The sequence below is a fragment of the Thiospirillum jenense genome (assembly GCF_014145225.1).
In the GTDB taxonomy this organism is placed as follows: domain Bacteria; phylum Pseudomonadota; class Gammaproteobacteria; order Chromatiales; family Chromatiaceae; genus Thiospirillum; species Thiospirillum jenense.
The window spans coordinates 1-24232 of the sequence record NZ_JABVCQ010000019.1 but is presented as its reverse complement, the minus strand read 5'-3'; the positions used below and the strand labels follow the sequence as shown (position 1 = coordinate 24232).

The window sequence follows — 24232 nt, the reverse complement described above, 5'->3', positions numbered from 1 at the left end:
ATACCGCGCTCGTCACTCATTTGTTAATTGCCACGCACCAGCGTTGCGGGTTGATGGCTTCGCCGTGCTGGCGAATGGCAAAATACAAGCCGTTGTCGGTATGCCCACCGCTGTCACCGACCAGCGCAATCACATCACCCGCCGCCACCCATTCGCCCTGCTCTTTCAACAGCGTTTGATTGTGACCGTACAGCGTCAAATAGCTATCGCCGTGATCCAGCACCATCAGCAACCCAAAACCGCGTAACCAGTCAGCAAACACCACTTGCCCGGCGTGAACCGCGTGAACTTCACTGCCCGGCGGCGCGGCAATTAATACCCCGTCGCTGTGCAAATCCATCGCTCGTCCGGCGCGAAATCGACTCAGCAACCGCGGGTTGGTGACCGGCCAGTTGAGCTGCCCTTGACGAGCGCTGATCGCGTCCGGCTGCAACTCGACCTCGGCGCGAATCTCACCATGCCGGCGCAGCGCGGCAATTTTTTCGCGGAACTGATTGATATTATTGGTTAAATTGGCAACCCGCCCCTCGCCGTCACGAATCATTTTTTGCAACTGCTGCACCACCGCCGTTTGGGTACGCTGCGCCGCCGTCAACCGCTGGCGCGTCTCCTCCTGACGCTGCGCTAAATACGCCAGCCGATCCGTTTCATCCGCCACCGTCCGCTGCAACTGGTCAAGCGCCGCCGTCTGCTGCTGCACCCGCGCCACCTGCTGGCTACGCTCGCGGCTAACGCACTGATAATAGCCAAATAATCGCCCAGTACGGCCCAAATCTTCCTGATTTAACACCAGCCGCAGGCGATCACCGCGCCCCATCAAATACGCCGTTCGCACCAAATCAGCCAATGTCGCCTGCATCTGCCGCAGGTGTGAATGCGCCACCTGCCGCCGTTGTTGCAACTTGTCCATCACCTGCTGCTGCTCGGCCAACAGGTGTGCAAAATCCCGCCCGGCGCGAGTCAGGTCAGCAATATCACGCTCGTTTTGTTCCAAATCACGGTATAACTGATCGCGGCGCTGCGCCTGAGCGTGCAATGTTTGTTGTAAAACATCCACTTGCTGCGCAACCGCATCGAGCTGCTGCGTTTGCGTGGTCAAAAGGTCGGTGGCGGGTGTGGGAGCGGCGGTGGCGACCGCGCAAATCACGGCAAACGCAATGCTGGCGCCGGCGCAGATGCAGAAATGATAAGACATAACTAATTACAATAGGTGATTTGCCAATTGAGTAAAATTGTTTATTATCAAATAGTGAATCACGTTTTCATTAAAGAAGTTCAGGTCTATGACAACAACATGGTATTGTACAACACCGCCGCCGGCTAATACGGCCACAGGTGAGGCGCCGGAAACCGAATTATTTGCGAATGATGCGGATATTGATCGCGCCTCGCGGTCACTGAAAGCCATGTCGCACCCGTTGCGATTAAAGATTTTATGTGTGCTGGGCAGTGATGAAATCAGTGTGCAAGAGATTGTCGAGCAGGTCGGCACTTCGCAAAGTAATATTTCGCAACATTTGGCAATTTTGCGCGATAAAGGAATTTTAGCCGCCCGCAAAGATGCCAATCGCGTCTATTATCGGGTGAGTGATTCGCGTACTTTACAATTGGTCGGCATGATGCGCGAAGTCTTTTGTCATCGGCATTAAACCCCGCTCATTAATCTGCCCCGTTAATTCGATTTTATCTATTATGTCTTGGCAATTTTTCGCGCTGAGTTCGGCATTCTTTGCTGGGCTGACCGCCATTTTTGGCAAATTGGGTGTCGAAGGTTTGAATTCAAATCTTGCGACACTCATTCGCACCGTCGTGATTTTTATATTAACGGCGGCGATTGTCACCCTGCGCGGCGAATGGCAATTGCCCACTCAAGGATTGGGAACGCGCCCAATTACCTTTTTAATTCTCTCCGGCATTGCCACCGGGTTTTCATGGCTCTTTTATTATCGGGCGTTGCAATTAGCGCCCGCGTCGCTGGTTGCACCGATTGACAAATTGAGCGTCGCGTTTGCGATTCTATTGGCGGTGATTTTTCTTGGTGAAACCTTGACATTAAAACTAGCCATTGGTGCGACCTTTATTTTAATTGGTGTGATGATTTTGGCGTGGCCATAACAGTTTTTCAGTTGTTTTAATCAATGCCGTGTATCCACAAACAAATCATGCGCTTTCACAAGTGCCGCAAACAACGACCACATTCCAATGACATCAACACCCAACCGACTTTAATTTGTTGCCATGAAATTTACCGATATTCCCGATTCCACCATTTACAAATGGCAAGACATTATTGACCTGGTGACGCGACTTGCCAATGTACGAGTCGGTTTAATCATGCGCGTGGTTGATGATGTAATTGAAGTGTTAATTGCCAGTAACACGGCGAATAATCCCTATTCAGTCGGCGATGCGGAACATTGGATTGATTCTGGGTTATATTGCGAAACGGTAATTAAAACCCAAACCAAACTGCTGGTGCCCAATGCGTTGCAATCCGCGCAGTGGTGCAATAATCCAGATTTGAAATTTGGCCTGCCGTCTTATTTAGGGTTTCCCATTCGCCTGCCGAATGGTCAACCGCTGGGAACGATTTGTGTATTAGATGATAAAGAAAATCATTACTCAGCAGACATTGAATCGCTGATGATTAAAATGCGCGATCTCATTGAATATGAGTTGCAATTGCTGGAAGAAAACCACCGTCAGCGATTATTCGCACAGCAGTCATTATTGCGGCGTATTTTGGATGGCATTCCAACCGCGCTATTGTGTTGTTCATTAGATAATACATTACGCACACTGTATTTAAACCCATGTTTTGTAAATGCTTTTGGATATACGCAACAGGAATTACCCACGCTAGAACAGTGGTTTCATTTAATGGATTGCGTCTCAACCGAAAACACCGCGTACATGCAATCATTTACGGCGCTATTGGAACAGCTCCGCCGCCAACCGGGACATGCCGTGCAAAAAGAATTTGCGATGCGTTGTCAAAATGGGCGAGTAGCGACGGTCATGGCGAGTATGGTTATCATTGATGATTTATTATTAACTTCATTGATTGATATTACCGACCGCAAACAGCAAGAAATGCAATTGCAGCGCGCCTACGCAGAGTTAAACACCATCAATGCAGAGTTAATTCGTTTTGCCAGCACCGATCCACTCACGCGGGTGAGTAATCGGTGGTATTTTGAAGAAGAAATTACCTTGCAGATGGCGCATACCGAACAGCATCACGAGCCATTATCACTCATTTTATTAGACGTGGATTTTTTTAAAACCATTAACGACCGCTATGGACATTACACCGGCGATCAGGTGTTAATTGAACTATGCCGCCGCTTAAAAACTGCTTTACCCAATACCGAACGATTGGCGCGGTGGGGCGGTGAAGAGTTCATCGCACTATTGCCCCAATGTGATGCGGATGCGGCAATGAACATTGCGGAACGAATGCGCTTGAAGTTAATTGCCCAACCATTTCCAACGGTTGGAGTAGTGACGGCGAGTTTTGGCGTGGCAGAACGTCAATTAAATGAACCGCTGATCGCGTGGTTTAAACGCCTAGACGCGGCGCTGTATGACGCAAAATCAAGTGGGCGTAATTGCATTCGTTTGAGTACGTTGAATACAGTTTAAATAACCGCTGTGCTATTAAACCGCCCACTTGTTCATGCGCTGTTTTATTTGTTATTCCGGCGCGAGCGGCGTCAATACCCCCTCATCTAAGCGCCACACCTGATCGGCTTTGGCGGCTAAATCAGGATCATGGGTGACAATCACAAAACTAATCCCGACGGCGCGATTCAAATCCAACATCAAACCGTACACACTCGCGGCGGTGTGACGATCCAAATTACCGGTCGGTTCATCGGCTAACACGCAATCGGGGCTGGTCACTAACGCCCGCGCAATCGCCACGCGCTGCCGTTCACCGCCCGACAATTCTGACGGTTTATGCGTCAGGCGTTGCTGCAAACCAACGTACACCAACATCTGCTTGGCATGTTCACGCGCCGTGGCGGTCGGCATCCCCCCAATCAACAGCGGCATGGCGACATTTTCCAACGCGCTGAATTCCGGCAGCAGGTGGTGAAATTGGTAAATAAATCCCAACCGCCGATTGCGCAGCCGCCCGCGTTGCGTTTCAGACAATTGGGTGATGACCTGCCCCGTCCAGCGCACTTCGCCCGCCGTCGGTTGATCCAAGCCGCCCAGGCAATGCAGCAGGGTACTTTTTCCCGACCCGGACGCACCGATAATGGCGAAAAACTGGCGCCGTTCGACGCGCAAATTCACACCGCTTAACACCTCGATCTCCTGCGGCCCCTGGCGAAAGGTTTTGGTCAACTGCCGCGCTTCCAACACGGGTAACGCAATCGGTGATTCGGGTTGATTTGGATTACTCATAGCGCAACGCCTCCGCCGGATCGGTGCGCGCCGCTCGCCAGGCGGGGTATAAAGTTGCCAGTAGCGAAATGCCAAAGGCGCTGAAGGCGATGGTCAGCACGTCACTCATGCGCACGTCAGATGGCAAACTGCTGATGTAATAAATGCTCGGGTCGAGGAAGTGGACATCAAACGCCTGCTCGATATTGGCGACAAAAGATTCGACGTTCCAGCCCAGAATCACGCCGCAGATGCAGCCCAGCACCGTGCCGACCAGCCCAATCATCGTGCCTTGCACCATGAAAATAGCCATGATGCTGCCCGGCGATGCGCCCAAGGTGCGCAACACGGCGATGTCGGCGCGCTTGTCCGTCACCACCATCACCAACGTTGAAACAATGTTGAAGGCGGCGACGGCAACAATCAGAAATAAAATTACGGACATCATGCGTTTTTCGGTGCGCAGCGCGGCAAAAAAATTGCTGTGGGTTTGCGTCCAATCGGTGACGCGGTAACTGCCACCGAGGTTGGCGGCTACTTCGCGCACTAGGATTGGCGCGTCAAATAATTGGTCGAGTTTCAAGCGGATGCCGCCCACCGCCTCACCCAAGCGCATCAACCGCGCCGCATCGCTGAGGTGCATCACGCCAGTGCCGCTGTCGTATTCGGCCATGCCAACTTGGAAAATACCCACCACGGTGAAGGCTTTTAAGCGTGGCATCACCCCGGCCGGGGTGGCGTTGACCTGCGGCGTGACCACCATCACTTGACTACCGACGCCGACGCCTAGCCCGGCGGCCAGTTCGGCACCGAGGATGATGTTGAACTCGCCGGCGGTGAGCGCCCCAATATCGCCGCTGGTAATTTTAGTCTGTAAATCAGAGACTTGTTGTTCTTCACTCGGCAAAATCCCGCGCAGCAGCGCCGCATGTGTCCGCCCGCCGTTCATCAACATCGCCTCAATTTCGACAAAGGGCGCCGCGCCGATGACGTGCGGTTGACTGCGCACCTGGTTGAGCAGATCGCCCCAGTCGGTTAAGCCCCCGCCGTCGGGCGCACTCAGCGCGGCGTGGGAGGCCATGCCCAGAATGCGTTCTTGAATTTCCTTGTGAAAGCCATTCATCACCGACAATACGACAATCAGTGCCACGATGCCGAGCATGATGCCGAGCATCGAAATCAGTGAAATAAATGAAATGAAATGATTGCGGCGTTTGGCGCGGGTGTAGCGCAAGCCGATAAATAGGGCAACAGGATGAAACATGAGGCAATAGCGCGGATTGTGGTGGCAACGTGGGTGTGGTTGGTCACGGGTTAAGGTGCATTATGCGCTGGGTTGACCGCTGAGGTGTGTGACCGGTGGCGGGCGCGTGGCTGACAGATGCGTGACAGAAGCGTTAAATAACGTGGGTTAAACGCACCATAAATCTTACACAATTCTTGAGTACGATAAAAAAACCCGAGTTGTCTCGGGTTTGTTGACTCAGAACAGCGTTAAATCAGTCGCGCCGTGTCATTCAATCGCATTATTGACAAATCACACGGGCGCTTGTTTTATTACCAGCGATGTCAATTAATCATCCGCACTCATAATGCCCAAAATCTGCAATAGCGCAATAAACAGATTGAAAATGGACAAATAAATGCTGTAGGTGGCCATGATGTAATTGGTCTCTTCACCACTCTTAATGCGGCTGGTGTCAAACAGAATAAAGCCGCTCATTAACAGAATCATCACGCCCGAAATGGCGAGTGATAACGCGGGAATGTGCAAGAAGATATTGGCAATGGCGGCAATCATCACGACCATCATGCCGGCGAATATAAACCCGCCTAAAAAGCTGAAGTCACGTTTGCTGCTCAGGGCATAGGCGGATAAACCTAAAAAAATCGCCGCTGTGCCGCCAAATGCAGTAGCAATGATGCCGCCGCCATTCGGTAACGCGAGGTATTGAGTTAGAATTGACCCGAGACCGAAGCCGAGTAACCCGGTAATTAAAAACAGCACCCCGACGCCGCTGGCGGATTGCGCGGTGCGTGGTAATACAAAAATCCCCAGCAGCATTGCAATAATGACGCTGCCAAGATACGCCATTGGTGGCATATTTAATGCTATTGAAATCATCGCCGTCACAGCACTAAAACCGAGCGTGGCTGACAGCAATAGATAAGTATTTTTCAATACGCGATTCGCCGCAATAGGACTGGGGACGTTTTTCGATAATGAAGGCGAGTAGGTTGCCATTGGTTTTATCTCATCAGTTGGGTTGGGTTAGAAGTGTCAGGTCAACTAATAACACGCATTGCGCGTCCATTGCAAGGAACTCACGGTGATAATTGCACTGGCAGGCGCATAAAAAATGCGTTACGATGCGCAAGATGTCGGGGCTAATGGCGCAATTTTTCAAGTCTGCGCCGCGCAATTTGCCCTGATCTCGCGCTCGGAGAGGTGGCAGAGCGGTTGATTGCACCGGTCTTGAAAACCGGCGTGGGCTAATACCCACCGTGGGTTCAAATCCCACCCTCTCCGCCAAACGCACCCCCGCCCCACAGTTCATTCTCCCACTCAGTTGTGCAATTGTCCCGCCACGTTGTGTTCATGCCACAATGGGACGCCTGTTGTCATATCACCACATGTCACATATTTTTATCACCGGCGCGGCGGGTTTCGTTGGGCAGCGGCTGTGTCAGTTACTCGACAGTCGTGGCTTTCAGGTCACAGCCGCTGTCCGTCACGCCGGCACTGCGCCACCGTCGGCCGCTGCCGAGTGCGTCCTTGGCGATTTGACGCGCCAGCCACCGCTGATACCCGCGCTGCGCTCGGTGGACGCGGTGGTGCATTTGGCCGGGCGGGCGCATCAGGTCAGCCGCCCTTCATCTGATGAGCAAGCGCGTTTCACCGCCGCCAATTGCACCGTCACTCGTCATTTGGCACAGCAGGCCGCGGCGGCGGGTGTTAAACGCTTTATTTTTGTCAGCACGATCAAGGTGTTAGGTGAGCAGACCAACGCCCGTCCGCCGTTTAATGATGACGATCACGCCGATCCCGTCGGGGCGTATGCCTGCTCAAAATGGGCAGCGGAGTTGGCGCTGCGGCAGGTGGCGACCGCAACGGGCATGGAGCGCGTGATTTTACGCCCGCCGCTGCTGTACGGTGCCGGGGCAAAGGCGAATCTGCGGCGCTTGGCAAACTGGATTCAGCGCGGCTACCCGCTCCCCTTCGCCGCAGTGGATAACCGCCGTAACCTGTTGTCGGTCAACAATTTTTGTGATCTGATCGCCACCTGCTTGACGCACCCAGCGGCCGCTGGTGAGTGCTTCGTGGTTGCCGATCATCCGCCGCTGTCAACACCCGACTTGATCCGTGCGCTCGCCGCCGCCCTCAATTGCCCAGCGCGCCTGTGGGCAGTTCCAATCCCGCTGCTGCGTGGTTTAGGGTATCTTAGCGGTCAAACGGCGCAGATCCGGCGGTTGTGTGAGTCGCTCGAAGTGGACGGCAGCCGCGTCCAGCGCCAGCTTGATTGGCAACCGCCGATGACATTTGACGCTGAATTAACCGCGCTGGCGGCGGATGTGATTAACACCGCTGTTTTATCCAAACAATGAAAATGACACCCCCGCGCTCGGCGGTCATTAATGATTAATATTCAATGTTCACCGGTGCCGAGTTAATTAAACCCAGATCATCACTCCAATTATGTTGCACACCGCTTGGGCTGAAATTGCCGACAACCTTTTTTGTATTGACACGGGTTTATATCGCCCGGGATTAGCTTGTTGTTATTTGATTCGTTCAGGTCAACACCTCGCCTTTATTGACACCGGCACCACCCACACCCTGCCGCGCCTGCGTGAATTGATTGCGGCGCTCGGCTGTACGGTTGCAGATGTCGCCTATGTCATTCCAACGCACGTTCATTTAGATCACGCCGGCGGTGCTGGCGCGTTAATGGATGCCTGCCCAAATGCGCAATTGGTTATTCATCCCAAAGGGGCGGCGCATTTAATTGATCCAACGCGATTAACCGCCAGCGCAATGGCGGTGTACGGCATCGAAGCATTTAACGCCCATTTTGGTCATTTGCCACCAATTCCCACCGCTCGCGTGATGATCGCCGCCGATGACACCGAAATCGCACTCGACGGCCGCCCGCTGCGCTTTATTGACACGCCCGGCCACGCCAATCATCACGGCTGCATTTTTGATCGGCACACCAACGGCTGGTTCACTGGTGACACCTTCGGCATCGCCTACCCCGAGTTCGCCGCATTAACTGCCGCCGCCACGCGCTGGATTTTTGCCCCGACCACGCCGGTTGCCTTTGATCCCGACGCCTGGCAGCGCAGCCTGGATCGTTTAATGGCAGTTGAGCCGGCGGCGATGTATTTGACCCACTACGGGCGGGTGGAGGCGCCGCAGCAACTGGTTGAGCCGCTGCGCCAGAGTATTGCCGCGTTGGCGAATTTGGCACTGGCACACGAGAACGACCCGGCGGGGGCGACGCGGGTGGCGCAACTGAAAACCGGCATGACGGAGATTTTTTTAACCCAATTGCGGGCGCTGGGCGCTGAGTTGACCACCGCTGAATTGCAGCAGTTGCTGGCAATTGACCTTGATCTCAACGCGCAGGGTTTGGACATTTGGTTACGGCGGCGCGCCAAAGCAACCGAATCACTCGCCGCGCCAACACCCTGATACACAACCAACGGATGTAATCCTGTTGCGTATAACCAACATGCTGGCCACGCCATTCCAATCACTGCCACGCGGGTTTGCCGTCCAACGGCGGCAGTTGCTGTGGATAGCGATTCTCGGGCTGGGACTGGTCAGTTGCAGTGTGATCCCGCAGTCTGATTCGCTCAAACCGACCCCGACGCGGGAGAATCCGGCTGATTTGTACGTCAACATGGCGGCGGTGTATCTCCAGCGCAATCAGTTGGACGTCGCGCTGGAACGGGCAAATCAAGCGGTGAAGGTGGATCCGAACAGTGCGCGGGCGCGGTATGTGTTGGCAATTGTGTACCAAAAACTCGGTCAGGAGGCGCCGGCGGAAGTGCAGTTTCGTGCCGCCATCGAGCGAGATGAGAACAATGCCGATTTTCGCAATGCGTGGGGTGCTATTCTCTGCAATCAAAAACGCTATGCCGAGGCGCAGGCGCAGTTTGAACGGGCGTTGAAAAACCCGCTGTACCAAACGCCGGAGGTGGTTTTGTGGAATGCGGCTGATTGTGCGCGCCGTGCCGGGGATCGCGTCAAGGCGGAAACGTCACTGCGGGCGGCGCTGACGGCTAATCCCAATTTTGCCCCGGCGCTGTTGAGCATGGCCGAGCAGATGTTTGAACATGGCGATGCCCAAGCGGCGCGCTTTTACATGGAACGCTATTCGCGGGCAGGACAAGTGACAGCGCGTGTTTTATTATTGGCCTGGCGGATTGAAATGCAGTTGGGCAATAAACGCGAAGCAACCGCATTAGCGCAATCATTACGCCGGCGATTTCCTGATGCGCCGGAGTTAATGCAACTCAAGCGCGCTAAATAAAAGCCCGCGTGAAACCCAGGTGGTCAATACCAACACAATGATCGCAGCACGATAAAGATGAATGGTTGCCTATGGACAATGATGATAACGCCCAATTTGCACCTTCGTTAATGATTGACAGCGCCGACGAGCGCACCGATAGCCCCGGCCGTCAATTGCGCTATGCGCGTGAGCGGCGTAGCTTGACCCTAGAACGGGTGGCAAGCGATTTACGTCTGAGCATTGCAATTGTGACGGCATTGGAAAATGACGATTACAGCGGCTTGCCCAGTCCCGTGTTTGTCAGCGGCTATTTGAATAGTTATGCACGGTTGGTCGGGTTGGATCCGGCGCCGTTGCTGGCGCATTATCGAGGGGTTCGACCAACGGTGGAGTTGCCGGTGTGTGGCCCGGCATTGCCGAAAATCACTACGATTCGCAGCAGTCATTTACTGATGCGCTTGATGAGCGGCGCGGTGATTTTGGCGCTGACTAGCGGCGTGACGCTGTGGTGGATAAATCACCGTCCACAAGATGCCATCCTACCGGTTGCGCCGCAGGTGATGCCGACAACGCCTACCGCGCCGGCAGCACCGCCCGCGCATTCGTCGGCAATACCGCCCGACGTTATGGCGCCACTGCCGCTGCCCAATCGCCCGGCGCCACCTGCCATTGACGCGCCGGTCGTGCCACCCACCAGTGCGCCACTGCCCGCGCCATCGCCCCCGCCCGCCCCATCCAGCGAGCCACGGCCGCAGCGGGGGCGCGATTCTGGCAGTTTGGTTGCCGATGCCACGGCGGCGGATGCCACGGCTATCGCCTCCGCCCCGCCACCACCGGTGGTGAAAAAAAACCGCGAGGTGGCGGTGTCATTTAAAGCGCCCTGCTGGGTGGATATTCGGGATGCCAGCGGGCGATTTAAATTGATTGGTGAAATGCGCAAAGGCACCCGCCACGTTTTAGCCGGTGAACCACCCTATTCAATCATTTTTGGTAATGCAACGGCAGTTGATATGCGGGTTGACGGCAAAGTATTTGATGTCCGAGCGCAATCACGCGGAAATATAGCGCGCTTCAAGTTCGATTCAACAGAATGATCATTGTTGTTAAATAACTAAATTAATATAATTATTAAAACATGTAACGCGGTTGTTCATGCTTATTTCTACACTCGTGTTCCACCCGCATTGCCGGGTATTGAATAGATCATAAAACCTTCACCTCGGCGACCTGTCCTAATGACTCAAGAATTAACAACCAGCGCGGCCACCCCTGACTCCACTGAATTATTACGCGCCGTGCGTGGAATGCACGATATTTTGCCAATTCACAGCGCCCGCTGGCAATGGTTAGAACACCAAACCCAATTATTATTACACGCCTACGGCTATCAAGAAATCCGCACGCCATTAGTGGAAATGACCGCGCTGTTTTGTCGTTCAATTGGCAATGTGACCGATATTGTCGCTAAAGAAATGTATCAATTCAGTGATCGCGGCGGTGATGATTTAAGTTTGCGTCCCGAAGGCACGGCCAGTTGTGTGCGGGCGGCAATTGAACACGGTTTATTTAATCAACCGCAGCGCCTGTGGTATATGGGGCCAATGTTTCGCCGTGAACGCCCGCAGCGTGGTCGTTTTCGGCAATTTCATCAAATTGGTGTGGAAACCTTCGGTTTATCCGGCCCTGATATTGATTTGGAGATTTTATTATTCACCAAGCGGTTGTGGGAAGTTTTACAATTGCCCAACTTGCAATTAGAAATCAATAGTTTGGGCGATCCGGCCGACCGCGTTCATTACCGCACCGCGTTGGTGAATTATCTACAACAGCATTATGATTCATTAGATGAAGACAGCCAACAGCGGTTAATCACTAACCCGTTGCGTATTCTCGATTCTAAAAACCCCGCATTAGCACCGATCATTGCCGCCGCGCCCAGTGTATTAGAATATTTGGGTGATGAAGCGCGGGCGCATTTCAATACGCTGTGTCGTGGATTAGAGCGCGCCGGCGTGACTTATACAATTAACCCGCGATTAGTGCGCGGCTTGGATTATTATAATCGCACCGTGTTTGAATGGATCACCACTGAATTAGGTGCGCAAGGGACGGTGTGCGCGGGCGGGCGTTATGATGGCTTGGTTGAACAGTTAGGCGGGCGCTCGACGCCGGCGGTGGGATTTGCATTAGGCGTTGAACGATTATTAGAATTGCTTGACCCGGCGTTTATTGAAAATCATGCACCGGATGTTTATTTTGTCGCGGTCGGCGAGCAGGCGCCAATTGAGGCGTTGTTAATTGCAGATCGGTTACGGCGGGAATTGCCGCACTTGCGGTTATTGAATCATTGCGGCGGCGGGAGTTTCAAAAGTCAATTCAAAAAAGCCGATAAAAGCGGGGCGCAATGGGCGTTGATTTTGGGTGATGATGAATTGACAAAAGGCGTGATTGGCATGAAAACATTACGCGGTGAGGCGCAGCAGTTGCAAATACCGGTTGCCGAATTAACGGCGCAGCTTGACCAGTTACTCCGCGCCCGAGTTTCCACCATTTAATAAAAAGATGTGATGAGTATGGCCGATTTAATGACGGATGACGAAAAGGTTGAGGCAATTAGAACCTGGTGGCGTGAGAATGGCCTCGCGGTTGGAATTGGGATTGCGCTGGGCGTGGCAATTGTTTTTGGTTGGCGGGCGTGGGTGTTTCATCAATCGCGTATTCAACAGCAGGCGTCATTCGCATTTGAACAATTGTTAATGACGGCGAGTGCGGATAAGCCGGAGTTGAAACAAATCACGGCGCAGACGGATGCAATTATTGCCGACTATTCAAAAACGCCCTATGCGATGTTTGCGCAATTAGCATTGGCGAAAGCGGCGGTTGAGCAGGGGGATTTAACAACGGCAATTAAGACGTTGCGCTCGGCAATTAAAACAGCACCGGATGCGGCATTGGCGAAATTAGCGGCGCTGCGATTGTTGCAGGTGTTCATTGCGGCGGGTGATTATCAAGCGGCCGCTGAGGTATTAAAAAAGCACGATGACGGCGGGAGTTTTACCAGTGAGTTTGCCGCATTGCGCGGGGATTTGGCGGTGGCGGAAAACCGATTGGATGATGCCCGCGTTGCGTATCAAGCGGCATTAACATTGGGGGCGGGGTCGGCGCGGTTAATTGAATTGAAATTGCGCGAATTGCCGGCGGGGAAATCCCCCCCTGCCCCCCCTTTGTCAAAGGGGGGGATGGAGAATGATTTGTCAAAGGGCGGGAGTAGTGAGTCAAAGGGTGAATTGGAGAAGACAGCGGCGGCGGTGATTCCCGCGACCTTGACGGTTGAATCAGATAAATCTAATTCAGCAGCGGCAGCGGTCAATTCTGACAAATCCAATTCACCGGCGGCAGCAGTTGATTCAGATAAAATCAATTCACCCGCGCCAGCAGTTGATTCAGATAAATCTAATTCACCCGCGCCAGTCGAATCAGATAAAACCAATTCACCCGCGCCGGTCAATTCTGATAAATCCAATTCACCCGCGCCAGTTGAATCAGATAAAACCAATTCACCGGCGGCAGCAGTTGATTCAGATAAAATCAATTCACCCGCGCCAGCAGTTGATTCGGATAAACCCAATTCACCCGCGCCAGCAGTTGATTCTAATAAACCCAATTCACCCGCCCCGGCAGTTGAACCTGACAAACCCAATTCGCCCACGCCGCCAGTTGAATTAAATCAACCCGCACCAGTGGAGTCTGGCAAATGAACACGACGCGGCGCTGGCAATTATTCGCCCTATTAACCGCGATGATTGCATTGCCCGGCTGTGGAATGCTCAGTTGGTTTGATAGCGATGAAGACCCGCATCCACCGACGCCGTTGACCGATCAATCGCTGCCGTTGACGGCAAAAGTCGCGTGGTCAACGCGGCTGGGCAAGGGGACGGACGGGCGGGAATTGGAACTGGCGCCGGTGGTATTTAAGCAACAGGTGTACGTCGCTGATGCGCACGGCAAGATCGCGGCGTTGGCACTGCGCGACGGTCGCCCGACGTGGCAACGTGACACGGATTATCCACTCAGCGGCGGGCCGGATGTGCTGGACGATCAACTGGTATTGAGTAGCACCGACGGCGACGTTGTGGCATTTTCCACCACCGACGGCAAGGAGAAGTGGCGCAGTCAACTGGGCGTGGCGCTGTTATCTGCCCCGCGCTTGGCAACGGATGTGGTGATTGCACACGCGCTGGATGACAGTGTTCACGCGCTCGACCGACGCACTGGTAAAGCGCGGTGGAATTACACCTCACCCGCGCCGACCTTGACGTTACACGGTAGCAGTACGCCGCTGGTGCAGAACGACGCCGCGATTGTCGGGTTGGCCGGCGGGCGGTTGGTGAGTTTAGAACTGGGTCAAGGTGCGCCGAATTGGGAGTTGACCATCACGCCGCCGAGCGGGCGGTCTGACATCGAGCGCATGACCGATATTGACGCTGATCCGCTGGTGGTGGGCGCAACGGTGTATGTTGCTGCGTACAACGGCGATTTGGCGGCAGTGGATTTGCCGACCGGGGCGATCTTGTGGCGACGGGCGTTGTCGGCGTACGCGGGCATCACCGCCGCCGATCAGACGCTCTACATCACCGCCGCCGATGACACCATTTGGGCGGCGGCGCCGCAGGATGGCGTGGGGCAGTGGAAGCAGGAGGCGCTGCGCTATCGGCGACTGACCGCCCCGGCAGTGGATGGCAATTATCTGGTCGTCGGGGATTTTGAGGGCTGGTTGCATTGGATTGCGCGGCGGGATGGGCAACTGGCCGGCCGAGTGCGCGTGACCAAAGCCAGTATCAGTCACCGCCCGGTGGTCGCCAATGGGCAGGTGTTGGTGTACGCCAATGACGGCACGGTGGCGGCGGTGGCGCTGCAACGTGCAACTGAACGAGGCTCGAAATAAACACTTTTATGTTACCTGTTATCGCCCTCATCGGCCGCCCCAACGTCGGTAAATCCACGTTATTCAACCGCTTAACCCAAACCCGCGACGCGCTGGTGGCGGATTACCCGGGCTTGACCCGCGACCGCCAGTACGGCATCGGCCGGCTCGGCGACTGCGCGTACATTGTGGTGGACACGGGCGGGTTGAGCGGCGCAGACAGCGGCGTTGAGATGTTGATGGAGCGGCAAGTCCGCCAAGCGATTGCGGAAGCCGATCATTTGGTGTTTTTGGTGGACGCCCGCGATGGCTGCATGAGCGGTGATTTTGCCATTGCCGCCGAATTGCGCCGCACCGGTAAGCCACTCACGCTGGCGGTCAACAAAATTGACGGCCACGATCCGCACCTGATTTGCGCCGAATTTCACAGTTTGGGCGTGGGCGATCCGCATCCAATCGCGGCGAATGACGGGCGCGGCGTGTTGAAATTACTCGACAGTTTGTGCGCGCATTGGATGGCGGCGGCGGATGAATTGACCGCTGAGGTATCGGCCGGCCCCGACGACGCCGGCATTCGGATTGCGGTGGTCGGGCGGCCAAATGTCGGCAAATCCACGTTAATTAACCGCTTATTAGGTGAAGAGCGCGTCATTGCCGCTGATAGCCCCGGCACCACTCGTGATAGCGTGTTTATTCCATTCACCATCAATGAACGGCAATACACGTTAATTGACACGGCCGGGGTGCGGCGGCGCGGCAAGGTCGTTGATTTAATTGAAAAGTTCAGCATTATTAAAACGCTGCAAGCAATTGACGCCTGCCACGTTGCCATTCTGGTATTAGACGCGGCCAGCGGCATTAGTGAACAAGACGCCAGCCTCGCCGCGCAATTGATTGAAAGCGGCCGCGCACTCGTCATTGCCATTAACAAATGGGATGGTTTATTACCCGAGCGGCGGCTGCAAATTAAAGAAGACATTGCGCGCAAATTAGCTTTTTTAGACTTCGCTGAACAGCATCGTATTTCGGCATTACACGGCAGCGGCGTCGGTTTATTATTAGAAGCGGCCGAGCGCGCATTCGCCAATGCCACCCGTGATTTACCCACACCATTATTAACCCGTTTATTAGCGGAAACGGTGCAGGAACATCCGCCACCATTAGTTCACGGCCATCGCATTAAATTGCGTTATGCCCATCAAGGCGGGCGCAATCCACCGTTAATTATTATTCACGGTAATCAAACGGATGCGGTGCCAGATTCGTACCGGCGCTATCTTATCAATCGTTTTCGCAGTCGTTTAGACATTAAAGGCACTCCACTGCGATTGGAATTCAAAAGCGGCAGCAATCCATTCGCCGGACGGCGGAATATCTTAACCCCGCGTCAACAGCGCCAACGTGACCGATTACGGCGTTTCATTCGGCGGCAAGACACATAATCATCCCACCGTCGCTGTTATTTCAGAAGGGGAATTGGTTTCATCCACTCCCGCCCCTTTTTTTAATTAAAAAGGTGGGCGCGTGACCTTTTTGCAGACACTCATCACCCGCATGACACCGCGCCGATTTCGCTTTAATGCGATCATTCACTACAGCGGCTATCAATTCGCGCTACTTGCGATCAGTTTAACCGTGTTAATTAGCCTGGTTAGTTGGGTCGGCTATCGCTGGTTATACGCAAAAACATTGGTGCAAGTGGAGGAGGTGTTAAATGTTATTAGCCGAATCCACGTTGACCAATTAACTCGTTGGCGGAATGCACATTTTCAATACGCTAATGCGGTTAGCCAAAATCCATTATTAATACGCACCATTCAGGCGGCGCGGCGCGGTGAGGCGCAGGCTGAAGCAGATTTGCAACAGTGGCTCGCCGGCCAGCGCGTTGCGTATCAACAGCGCGACACTGTTTTTTTTGACCAACAAACCCAGCGGTGTATTCAACCCGCATCGGCAATGGCAACCTGTGCCGAGTTACGCGCCATGCAACCACTTGTTTGGCAAGCAGTAATCGAACAGCGCCAGCCGCAACTCGCGCCTGTTTTTTATCCACCACAGTTGGATAACCGCCACGCCGCGCCGACGATTACCCTGCTCATTCCGGTGGTAGATACGCAACAGACGGGCGGAGAATTGCTCGGACTGGTGGTGGTGCGCTATGACCTGCGCCAAAATTTGTATCCGTTGCTACAAAATTGGACGTTGCCGCGCTTGCATAGCGTGATGTTGCTGGTGACGCAGGATGGCGACACGCCGCGCTTGGCGAATGAACTGCCGGCAATTGAAATCCCCCCCAACCCCCCTTTGGCAAAGGGGGGCAGGGGGGATTTACAAATCGGTATGTCATTGATCGGCCGACCAGAACTAGGCGCGACCATGTTTATGTTGCGCGTAACCGACCTGTGGGGGCGCAAATCTGTTGCGGTAACTCAACAGTTGCCAGAAAGCGACTGGCGCATTATCACACTGGCGCCGCTGGATGTTTTATTAGCACAAACGCACCATATTGGTTTGATGTTATTAGTCGTTTCATTATCAATAATGCTGGCGGCTGGTGTTTTTATTAGCCTCTACATTTGGCGGCGGCGCGGGCGGGAATATTTGCGGCGTTATCAATACGAACGTCAGCGACGTGAATTAGCCGAAGCGGTGCGCACCCGCGATGAACAATTACAGCATTTTTACGCCATTTTATTAAACACCAGTTTAGATGGCTTTTGGCTGTGTGATTTAAACGGGCGCTTTCTTGAAGTGAACGCGGCCTATTGCGCAATGATTGGATACAGCCGCAGTGAATTATTACAATTACGAATTGCAGATATTGAGGCGGTTGAATCTGAAGCGGAACATGCCGCTCGGTTAATACGATTACAACAAATGGGAAATGATCGCTTTGAATCACAACACCGCTGTCGTGATGGCAGTATCATTGCGGTTGAAATCAGCGCCAGCTATAGCCCCGCGAATGGTGGACAGGTGTATGTTTTTTTACGCGACATGACGCAACGCAAACAAATGGATCAGGTATTGGCAATCGAGCGCGCCCAATTGCGGAGTTTATTTGATGGTTTAGATGACATCATTTACGTTGCCGATCCGCATTCATACCACCTAGTTTATGTGAATGAAACAGTCCGGCGGTTATTTAATCCACAACCCATTGGTCAATTGTGCTATGCTGTGCTGTATGGTCGTGTCGAACCCTGTCTTAATTGCACCAATGCGCAGATTTTTAATAGCGATAATGACCAAAGTTATGTGTGGGAACGGCAGAATGAATTCAATCAACGCTGGTATCGGTGCGCCGATAAAGTCATTACCTGGTCGGATGGGCGGCGGTTACGTTTTGAAATTGCGGCGGATATTACTGCGCAAAAGTTACATGAACAGCAGCGTATTCAATTAGAAAAACTCAGCGCACTGGGGCAATTAACTGCCGGGGTGGCGCACGAACTAAACAACCCGCTCATGGGCATTATTAACGAGATTCAATTCTGCCTGGATGTGTTGCCGAATGGTGATGAATGCGCTGACAGCCTGCGGGCGGCGGAACATCAAACGCGGCGTTGTATGGATATAGTGCAAAGTTTATTAACCTTTTCACGCCCGTCAGCGGTCACGTTTCAATTGGTTGATCCGCGTGAGGTGGTGGGGCAAACAATACGATTGCTTGATTACCGCTTGCGCAAAGAGGGAATTAAAATCAATTTGGTAGTAGCCGATGATGTCACCACTTGGCGATTACAACCGGCGCGGTTTGAACAAGTTCTTATTAACCTGCTTGCCAATGCGATTGATGCCGTTAGCACCTGCACTGACAAGCAAATTGCTTTACACTTACACCAAACGACTACCCACGCCCAATTGACAGTCAGCGATAATGGTTGCGGTATTACCGCGGCTGACCAATTGCGGTTGTGTGAACCGTTTTTCACTACCAAACCTACCGGGCAGGGAACTGGGTTGGGGTTGGCAACTAGCTGGTCAATTATTGCCGAACACGGCGGCACATTAGAATTTCGCAGTCAAGTTGGCACTGGTACCACCGTTACTATTACCCTTATCAATTGGCAGCCAACCACGTTCTGAATCAACCGTGATGCACTGGTTAATACAACAATGACGACAAAACGTATTTTAGTAATTGATGATGACAGCGCCGTGCGGCGTGCTTTTTCATTAGCATTGCGGGCAAGTCCCTATCAAGTTTGCACCGTTGCGACGGGTGAAGAAGGGGTTGCGTTAGTTGCGCAGGAAACGTTTGATTTAATTTATCTGGATTTGCGGATGCCAGAGATGGATGGGGTGGAAACTTTGCGGCGGATTCGCGCTATTAACCCGGATGTTTTGGTTTATATTGTGACCGCTTTTCACCGCGAGTTTTTTGAAGATTTGGTGCAAGCACGGCATCAGGGATTGAGTTTTGAATTATTGCGCAAACCATTAGAACGTCAGCAAATTATTGAGATTACGCAGGCGGTATTAAGTGGTCATACACCATTATCGGCCGCGTAAATTGCGATGATTGTCGTGACGAGCGGGCGATGAATCAATTAGTGATAAACGCGAACGCGGTGCTATTCAATTAAACAATATGGTTCATTAACTACTAAGAGAACGATTACGCTTGCTCAGTCTTAAACTTTACGTCACGGGTTTAACCCCCAGTAGTCAACAACTCATTCAACAATTGCGCACGTTATTAACGCATTATTATGCGGATGATTACACGTTGGCGGTCTTGGATATTTTTGAACATCCACAAGAGGCGTATGATGATGTGATTTATGCGACGCCTACGTTGGTTAAAATTCTGCCGCTGCCGGTGACGCAAATTATTGGTAATTTGAGTGATCGGGAACGGGTGTTGGCGGGGTTGCAAATCAAGCACCTCCAGCCGATACATTTTTCTTAAGCATTACTGAGCAATGCTCAGTAACGCTCAACTGCCAGTCCGAAGACTGGGGTGTATCTACCAAGGCTGCAAAAACAGATGCTTTTACAGCGCGAACTCTTTGATGCGTTTCAAGTTTTACGCCAGCAACTTGTGCTGGCAACCGCATACTCGAACTTGTTAAAGAGCGTGATTGAGTAGCACGGGCTTGGTTATCGCCATAAAATACATGCTACCTAGTCTTAGGATAACGACGGATTTTTGCACTGTCAAAATGGTTCTCTGTCAGAAATATGCTAACGGACTCAGCATTCCTCAATCATGCTAAGCAAAACACAGTTTATTGGATACTATGTGGCAACCGCCGGATGGTCGTGAGTAAAACACCCAGCCGGTGTATCCGTTATACTTGGCGCTTTCCAATTCACCCAGCACCCTTCGCACCCGGTGGGTTTTTAGCCCGGAGTTTCGCAATTCATGGCTCTTTCTGCGATTAGAGCGCCCGTTTCGGACGATTTACAGGCCGTTGATGCGTGCATTTTGCAGCGGCTACAGTCTAACGTGGTGCTGATTAACCAAATTGGTCATTACATCGTCGGCAGTGGTGGCAAGCGGTTGCGCCCGCTGATTGTGTTGCTCGCTGCGCGTGCGTGTGGCTATACCGGCGCGCATCACATTGATTTGGCAGCAATTGTTGAGTTTATTCACACCGCCACCTTGCTGCATGATGACGTGGTGGATGGCTCGGATTTGCGCCGCAATCGTGACACGGCCAACGCCGTGTGGGGCAATGGCGCGAGTGTGTTGGTGGGGGATTTTCTCTACTCGCGGGCGTTTGAGATGATGGTGGATGTCGGCGAGATGCGGGTGATGGAGGTGTTGGCACACGCGACTAATCGCATCTCTGAGGGCGAGGTGTTGCAATTACTCAACACGCACGATCCCGACACGACCGAGAGTCGCTATCTTGAGGTCATTGAACGCAAAACCGCGACCTTGTTTGAAGCCGGGGCGCGGTTGGGGGCGATTTTAGCCGGCACCTCAGCGGCGGTCGAGGATGCCGTCGCCCGCTACGGGTTGCACTTGGGGATTGCGTTCCAGTTGGTGGACGATGCGCTCGATTACGCTTCAGATGCCCACACGATTGGTAAAAATATCGGCGATGACTTGGATGAGGGCAAGCCGACGTTGCCGGTGATTCGGGCGTTGGCGGTGGGTGATGCGTCGCAGCAGGCGTTGTTGCGGCACGCGATTGAACACGGCGGCCGCGAGCAGTTGGAGGCGGTGGTTGCCGCTATTGTCGCCACCGATGCACTCGGTTATACTGCGCAGCTTGCACGCACTCATGCGCAGTTGGCGAGCGAGGCGTTGCAGGTGTTGCCGCCGTCGCCTTATCGAGCGGCGCTGATCGCCACCGCTGAATTCGCGGTTGCTCGGGCGCATTGATGGTGAAGTAAATAAGAATTAAAACGCTGTTTGATTCTTAAATGGTTGCAAATAACGTAGTCAATCCGAAAACAAACTTGCCGTGTTTTTATTGAAAAATAAACGGTCATGTTTTAGCCAGTGTTTCATGGCGGATTGGCTATTATCCAATATAACAAGGATTGAAACGTAGAGCACTGTCTTCGGGAGACAGGGGCAGTGAGATTTGCAACCAATATCCAATACAACAAGGATTAATAAATATTTCGGGGTGTAGCTCAGTCTGGTCAGAGCACTGTCTTCGGGAGGCAGGGGCCGGAGGTTCAAATCCTCTCACCCCGACCAGATTCTCTAAACAAATCAGCCGGTTAACGCCGGCTTTTTTGTGCCTGACACCAGGACATCTCAGGTGAGTTGATCGTTCCTACACGGCGGCGTGTGGACGTAATATCCCTATAAAAATCAACCAGTTAACTTTTAAATTGCGCAACGTCGGTGATTAAAACAGGCGTGACGCAGTTGAGCTGCCCGTTGTTTGATCCTGCCCTCCCACATGGCAGCTGGGCTGTTAAAGCGCTAATTAACCACCAATCAAAAACGCCCCTCGTCATTTCCGCATCTGCGGGAATCCAGACTGCACCGCCGCTGGATTCCGACCCACGCGGGAATGACAGTTAAGTTAATTAAAAACTTAACAGCTCTGCTCCCACATTGGCAACGATTCAATACCTGATTTTGTTAATCAAAATCAATTCTACTATTCACCATCGGCTCGGCATTTTCGGGAATTAACATGGCACGGCCAGCAAAGAAAAATACTGATAATACTGGGGCGACGTTGGGTTTTGAAGCGCAATTGTGGATAACATCTGATAAATTGCGCGGCAATATGGAGCCATCAGATTATAAGCATATTGTATTGGGGCTGATATTTCTGAAATACATTTCTGATGCATTTGAATCTAAACATAAAGCATTGTTGCATGAACAACATGCCGATCCTGAAGACCCAGAGGAATACTTGGCAGACAATGTGTTTTGGGTGCCAGCGCCTGCGCGGTGGTCACATCTGCGGGCGACTGCCAGACAGCCCACGATTGGCAAAGCAATTGATGAGGCGATGTTGGCTATTGAAAACAGCAATGCGTCACTTAAAGCCATTTTGCCAAAAGATTATGCCCGCCCGACATTGAATGCAATGATGTTGGGTGAATTGATTGATCTCATCAGTTGTATTGCGATGGATGAAACGGCGGATCGTTCAAAAGATATTCTGGGGCGAGTGTATGAATACTTTCTCGGCAATTTTGCCGGTGCTGAAGGCAAACGCGGTGGTGAATTTTATACGCCGCGCTCGGTGGTGCAATTATTAGTCACGATGCTGGCACCCTACCGCGGCCGTGTGTATGATCCCTGCTGCGGATCGGGCGGGATGTTTGTGCAATCAGAACGCTTTGTCGCTGAACATGGCGGGCGCAGTAGTGACATCGCAATTTATGGCCAAGAAAGTAATCATACGACGTGGCGCTTGGCGAAAATGAATCTCGCGGTGCGCGGTATTGAAGCGAATATTCAATGGAATACGGCCGGCAGTTTTCACAATGACGCCTTGCCCGATCTAAAAGCGGATTACATTCTCGCTAACCCACCCTTTAATGTTTCGGATTGGGGTGGTGAGCGATTGACGCATGATCGGCGCTGGCGTTATGGCACACCGCCCGCCGGTAATGCGAATTTCGCTTGGTTACAACACGTTTTATTTCATTTAAGCCCGACTGGTACCGCGGGCGTGGTATTAGCCAATGGTGCCATGTCATCTACGCAATCCGGTGAGGGTGATATTCGCCGCGCAATGGTTGAGGCTGACGTGGTGGATTGCATTATTGCACTGCCGGGGCAGTTGTTTTATTCCACGCAAATTCCCGCGTGTTTATGGTTTCTCGCCCATAATAAAGCACCGGCAAATGAACGCGACCGCCGCGGAGAGGTGTTATTTATTGATGCGCGCCAACTGGGTCAATTAGTAGATCGCACCCGCCGCGAATTGACGGCGGCAGACATTGCGCAAATTGCAGCGACGTATCATGCGTGGCGTGGGCAAGCGGGGCAGCCGGTGTATCAAGACGTGCCGGGTTTTTGTAAAGCGGTGACATTGGATGAGATTAGAACGTATGGGCATGTTTTGACGCCGGGGCGCTATGTCGGTGCCGATATGAGCGATGCCGAGGAGGTGCCATTTGCCGAGCGATTCGCGGCGTTGCGGGCGACACTGGAAACGCAGTTGACCGAAGGCGAGCGGTTGGCGGCGGTGATTCGGGCGCAATTAGGTTGTGTTGATCTGCTGTCAGAAGAATCGAATTAAACGGAGTTTTCCCGTATGTATACGACTTATCGTATCCGCGCTGATGAATTGAATGATGATTTTCTTGTCGCGCTTAAGATGCTGTTTAGAGACAAGATGATTGAAATAGCGGTTTCTGAGGTTGATGATGAGAGCGCCGATGAGACCGCCTATTTGCTGCGTCATCCGGCTAATCGGCAGCGCCTAATGAACGCAATTGAGAATGTCCGTGATGGACGCGTACAACACGTTAATCTCGAAATGGAATAATGAAACGCATTGTTTTTGAGCAAGAGGCTTTCGCGGATTTTACAAATTGGTCTACACAAGACAAGAAGGTTTATAAACGCATTGTCACACTCATTACGGATGTACTACGTCAACCGATACATTTTTCTTAAGCATTACTGAGCAATGCTCAGTAACGCTTAACTGCCAGTCCGCAGACTGGGGTGTATCTACCAAGGCTGCAAAAACCGATGTTTTTACAGCGCGAACTCTTTGATGCGTTTCAAGTTTTACGCCAGCAACTTGTGCTGGCAACCGCATACTCGAACTTGTTAAAGAGCGTGATTGAGTAGCACGGGCTTGGTTATCGCCATAAAATACATGCTACCCAGTCTTAGGATAACGACGGATTTTTGCACTGTCAAAGTCGTTCTCTGTCAGAAATATGCTAACGGACTCAGCATTCCTCAATCATGCTAAGCAAAACACAGTTTATTGGATAC

The 24232-nt window shown here is 52.5% G+C and carries 22 protein-coding genes and 2 tRNA genes; 20 read left to right on the top strand and 4 right to left on the bottom strand.

All coding sequences use genetic code 11. From position 1 onward, the window contains the following. Positions 1-16: 16 nt before the first annotated feature. Complete coding sequence (locus HUK38_RS09505; protein WP_182584101.1) at positions 17-1195, bottom strand: murein hydrolase activator EnvC family protein; 1179 nt, start codon at positions 1193-1195, stop codon at positions 17-19. Positions 1196-1283: 88 nt separating this feature from the next. On the opposite strand from HUK38_RS09505, the gene HUK38_RS09500 reads away from it, so the two are divergent. The 3 genes from HUK38_RS09500 to HUK38_RS09490 all read left to right on the top strand — a co-directional run bounded on the left by HUK38_RS09500 (position 1284) and on the right by HUK38_RS09490 (position 3645). Next, positions 1284-1649: an ArsR/SmtB family transcription factor gene (locus HUK38_RS09500; RefSeq protein WP_182584100.1), complete on the top strand. Its 366-nt coding sequence runs from the start codon at positions 1284-1286 to the stop codon at positions 1647-1649. Between the two features lie 43 nt (positions 1650-1692). After that, a complete protein-coding gene (locus HUK38_RS09495; protein WP_182584099.1) occupies positions 1693-2115 on the top strand; it encodes an EamA family transporter in 423 nt (140 codons plus the stop codon). A gap of 123 nt (positions 2116-2238) precedes the next feature. Further along, complete coding sequence (locus HUK38_RS09490; RefSeq protein WP_182584098.1) at positions 2239-3645, top strand: diguanylate cyclase domain-containing protein; 1407 nt, start codon at positions 2239-2241, stop codon at positions 3643-3645. 51 nt (positions 3646-3696) lie between these two features. Here HUK38_RS09490 and lolD read toward each other — a convergent pair whose 3' ends face one another. The 3 genes from lolD to HUK38_RS09475 all read right to left on the bottom strand — a co-directional run bounded on the left by lolD (position 3697) and on the right by HUK38_RS09475 (position 6640). Further along, a complete protein-coding gene (lolD, locus tag HUK38_RS09485; protein WP_182584097.1) occupies positions 3697-4416 on the bottom strand; it encodes a lipoprotein-releasing ABC transporter ATP-binding protein LolD in 720 nt (239 codons plus the stop codon). Continuing rightward, positions 4409-5659, bottom strand: coding sequence for a lipoprotein-releasing ABC transporter permease subunit (locus HUK38_RS09480; protein WP_182584096.1), 1251 nt, complete (start codon positions 5657-5659; stop codon positions 4409-4411). Before HUK38_RS09480 ends, lolD begins: the two co-directional genes overlap by 8 nt. A gap of 309 nt (positions 5660-5968) precedes the next feature. Further along, positions 5969-6640 carry a Bax inhibitor-1/YccA family protein gene (locus HUK38_RS09475; RefSeq protein WP_182584095.1) on the bottom strand — a complete coding sequence of 224 codons (672 nt, stop codon included), beginning with the start codon at positions 6638-6640 and terminating at the stop codon, positions 5969-5971. Positions 6641-6838: 198 nt separating this feature from the next. Between HUK38_RS09475 and HUK38_RS09470 the strand changes: the two genes are divergently transcribed. The 17 genes from HUK38_RS09470 (at position 6839) to HUK38_RS15615 (ending at position 23902) form a co-directional block, all read left to right on the top strand. Next, positions 6839-6928 (top strand) — tRNA-Ser (locus HUK38_RS09470). 101 nt (positions 6929-7029) lie between these two features. Beyond that, positions 7030-8001: an NAD-dependent epimerase/dehydratase family protein gene (locus HUK38_RS09465; protein WP_182584094.1), complete on the top strand. Its 972-nt coding sequence runs from the start codon at positions 7030-7032 to the stop codon at positions 7999-8001. Between the two features lie 91 nt (positions 8002-8092). Then, positions 8093-9091, top strand: a complete 999-nt coding sequence (locus HUK38_RS09460; RefSeq protein ID WP_182584093.1) for an MBL fold metallo-hydrolase — start codon at positions 8093-8095, stop codon at positions 9089-9091. Between the two features lie 25 nt (positions 9092-9116). Further along, complete coding sequence (gene pilW, locus HUK38_RS09455) at positions 9117-9935, top strand: type IV pilus biogenesis/stability protein PilW (protein ID WP_182584092.1); 819 nt, start codon at positions 9117-9119, stop codon at positions 9933-9935. 71 nt (positions 9936-10006) lie between these two features. Next, the gene (locus HUK38_RS09450) at positions 10007-11011 is read left to right on the top strand and encodes a RodZ domain-containing protein (protein ID WP_182584091.1); all 1005 of its coding nucleotides are present in this window, start codon (positions 10007-10009) and stop codon (positions 11009-11011) included. Between the two features lie 141 nt (positions 11012-11152). Then, on the top strand, positions 11153-12472 hold the full coding sequence (gene hisS, locus HUK38_RS09445; protein ID WP_182584090.1) for a histidine--tRNA ligase: 1320 nt from the start codon (positions 11153-11155) through the stop codon (positions 12470-12472). An 18-nt stretch (positions 12473-12490) separates the two neighbouring features. Next, positions 12491-13675 carry a YfgM family protein gene (locus HUK38_RS09440; protein ID WP_238787571.1) on the top strand — a complete coding sequence of 395 codons (1185 nt, stop codon included), beginning with the start codon at positions 12491-12493 and terminating at the stop codon, positions 13673-13675. Next, a complete protein-coding gene (bamB, locus tag HUK38_RS09435) occupies positions 13672-14862 on the top strand; it encodes an outer membrane protein assembly factor BamB (protein WP_182584088.1) in 1191 nt (396 codons plus the stop codon). The genes HUK38_RS09440 and bamB overlap by 4 nt, the downstream gene beginning before the upstream one ends. Before the next feature lie 8 nt (positions 14863-14870). Continuing rightward, a complete protein-coding gene (gene der / locus HUK38_RS09430) occupies positions 14871-16283 on the top strand; it encodes a ribosome biogenesis GTPase Der (protein WP_182584087.1) in 1413 nt (470 codons plus the stop codon). An 82-nt stretch (positions 16284-16365) separates the two neighbouring features. Then, positions 16366-18930: an ATP-binding protein gene (locus tag HUK38_RS09425; RefSeq protein ID WP_182584086.1), complete on the top strand. Its 2565-nt coding sequence runs from the start codon at positions 16366-16368 to the stop codon at positions 18928-18930. 30 nt (positions 18931-18960) lie between these two features. After that, positions 18961-19356: a response regulator gene (locus HUK38_RS09420; RefSeq protein WP_182584085.1), complete on the top strand. Its 396-nt coding sequence runs from the start codon at positions 18961-18963 to the stop codon at positions 19354-19356. Between the two features lie 112 nt (positions 19357-19468). Next, on the top strand, positions 19469-19756 hold the full coding sequence (locus HUK38_RS09415; protein WP_182584084.1) for a circadian clock KaiB family protein: 288 nt from the start codon (positions 19469-19471) through the stop codon (positions 19754-19756). Between the two features lie 456 nt (positions 19757-20212). Next, the gene (locus HUK38_RS09410) at positions 20213-21181 is read left to right on the top strand and encodes a polyprenyl synthetase family protein (RefSeq protein ID WP_182584083.1); all 969 of its coding nucleotides are present in this window, start codon (positions 20213-20215) and stop codon (positions 21179-21181) included. A 246-nt stretch (positions 21182-21427) separates the two neighbouring features. Continuing rightward, a tRNA-Pro gene (locus HUK38_RS09405) sits at positions 21428-21505 on the top strand. Between the two features lie 448 nt (positions 21506-21953). Next, positions 21954-23522: a class I SAM-dependent DNA methyltransferase gene (locus HUK38_RS09400; protein WP_182584082.1), complete on the top strand. Its 1569-nt coding sequence runs from the start codon at positions 21954-21956 to the stop codon at positions 23520-23522. Positions 23523-23537: 15 nt separating this feature from the next. Beyond that, the gene (locus HUK38_RS09395) at positions 23538-23771 is read left to right on the top strand and encodes a type II toxin-antitoxin system Phd/YefM family antitoxin (RefSeq protein ID WP_182584081.1); all 234 of its coding nucleotides are present in this window, start codon (positions 23538-23540) and stop codon (positions 23769-23771) included. Next, positions 23771-23902 carry a type II toxin-antitoxin system YoeB family toxin gene (locus HUK38_RS15615; protein ID WP_182584080.1) on the top strand — a complete coding sequence of 44 codons (132 nt, stop codon included), beginning with the start codon at positions 23771-23773 and terminating at the stop codon, positions 23900-23902. The genes HUK38_RS09395 and HUK38_RS15615 overlap by 1 nt, the downstream gene beginning before the upstream one ends. Positions 23903-24232: the final 330 nt, after the last annotated feature.